Source organism: Burkholderiales bacterium (genome assembly GCA_013695435.1).
Classification (GTDB): Bacteria; Pseudomonadota; Gammaproteobacteria; order Burkholderiales; family JACMKV01; genus JACMKV01.
This window is the reverse complement of sequence record JACDAM010000009.1, coordinates 1-2,165: the sequence shown is the minus strand read 5'-3', so window position 1 is coordinate 2,165 and position 2,165 is coordinate 1. Positions and strand designations below refer to the sequence as shown.

General features: G+C 58.8%; 1 protein-coding gene. It reads left to right on the top strand.

The window, feature by feature from the left end; genetic code table 11:
* Positions 1–262: 262 nt before the first annotated feature.
* A partial coding sequence (locus tag H0V78_00370) for a molybdopterin-dependent oxidoreductase (protein ID MBA2350281.1) occupies positions 263–2,165 on the top strand: 1,903 nt, incomplete at its 3' end.

Here is a 2,165-nt window from a genome sequence, read left to right as displayed (position 1 = left end):
AGCCGCGCGACACTGCACCCATGCCTGACGGTGACAACCAGCCGTCGACTCGCCGAACAACGCATCGTTTGCTCTCGCATCAATTGCAATGATCCGGCCGGTTCGTCGAAATTCAACAGCCTGCTAGTTTACCGCCCGCGGTGCGACGGGTATAAGCTGAGCATCGGCAAGGGCATTTCTTCGCAGCAACCATTGGCATTTTCGAAGCAACCATCGGCAATTCGTAGCAAACATTGGAGACGCGCGCATGAACGACTTGACCATGGCACCCGGCGTAAAAACTTTTTTCGGCGGCTGTCCGCACGATTGCCCGGATACCTGCGGCATGCTGTACGACGTCAAGGATGGCCGGCTGCTCGATGTGCGCGGCAATCCCGATCACCCGTACACGCGCGGCGGCCTGTGCGTGAAGCTCAAGGATTTTCAGGACCATCACTACAATGCCGAGCGCGTACTGTATCCCTTGAAACGCAAGGGTCCGAAAGGCAGCCGCCAATTCGTGCGCATCACCTGGGATCAGGCATTGGCGGAAATCAAGAAGCGCTGGACCGAAATCATCGCCCAGTACGGCCCGCAGGCGATTCTTCCGTACAGTTATCTCGGCAATCAGGGCATCGTGCAGGGGCTCAATGTCGGCGATCCGTTTTTCAACAAGCTGGGTGCGACGGTTTGCGAACGCACGTTTTGCGGTTCGGGTTCATCGACCGCGTATCTGTTGACGGTCGGGCCGACGGGCGGCGTCGATCCGGAAAGTTTCGTGCACTCCAGGTACATCATCATCTGGGCGTGCAACACGCTCTCGACCAATCTGCATCATTGGCACTTCGTCAAGGAGGCCAAAGCGCGCGGTGCAAAGGTTGTGGTGATCGATACCTACAATTCGCTGACCGCGCGCCATGCCGATTGGCATATTCGTCCCAAACCCGGAACCGACGGCGCACTGGCGATGGCGCTGATCAATACGCTGATCGAACAAAATCTGATCGATCAGGATTACGTCGCGAACTACACAGTCGGCTTCGAAGAACTGAAGGAGCGCGCGGCGACTTGCACGCCGGAATGGGCGGAAAAAATTACCGGCATAGCGGCCGCCGATATCCACACGCTCGCGCGCGAATATGCGCAGACGCAGCCGGCTGCGATCCGCATAGGCGTTGCGCTCGAACGCCATTTCGGCGGCGGCCAGACGATACGCGCGGTCTGCTGCCTGCCGGCGTTGACCGGAGCGTGGCGCCATGTTGGGGGTGGCTTGCTGCAAATGCCGCTATGGGAATTCCCGATCAAATTCGATCGCGTTTGCCGCGCCGATTTTATTCCATCGGGAACACGCGTCGTCAACAATCTGCAGCTCGGCGCGGCGTTGACCGGCGAGCTGAAACTCGATCCGCCGATCAAGTCGTTCATGGTCTACAACGCCAATCCGGTTTCGCAGGCGCCGGAGTCGAACAAAATCGTCGAAGGCCTGATGCGCGAGGATATGTTCGTAGTCGCCGCGGAGCATTTCATCACCGACACCGCGGCTTATGCCGACATCATTTTGCCGGCAACGATGGCTGCCGAGATGGACGATATGGTGCTGTCGTGGGGACATTTCTATCTGACCTACAACGAGCGCGCGATCGAGCCGCCGGGCGAAGCGGTTTCCAATACCGAAATCTTCCGGCGCCTGGCGAAAACCATGGGCTTCGACGACCCGCAATTCCAGCGCAGCGATCAGGAAATGATCGAGCATTATCTCGATTGGGAATCGCCGGCGCTGGATGGAGTCGACATGGCGTACTTCAAAACGCACGGCTATGTGCATCTAAAGGTCGGCACGCCCGACACACGCGCACCGCACGCACATGGGAATTTCCCGACGCCGTCCGGAAAGTGCGAGTTCAAAGCCAGCGGCGCCGCGAATGGCAATTTTGTCGCGCCGCCCTTCCGGCAGATGTACGAAGCATTTCAGGGCGGCGAGTCGATCGATCCGCTACCAGGTTATGTGCCGCCGCGCGAATCGCTTGTCAGCAATCCGCAACTCGGCCGGCGCTTTCCACTCAACATCGTATCGCCTAAGAGTCACGGCTTCCTCAATTCCTGCTACGCGAACGAAGCCAACAAGATTCGCGGCCAGGGCGCACAATTCGTACTGATCAATCCAAGCGACGCCATGCCGCGCGGCA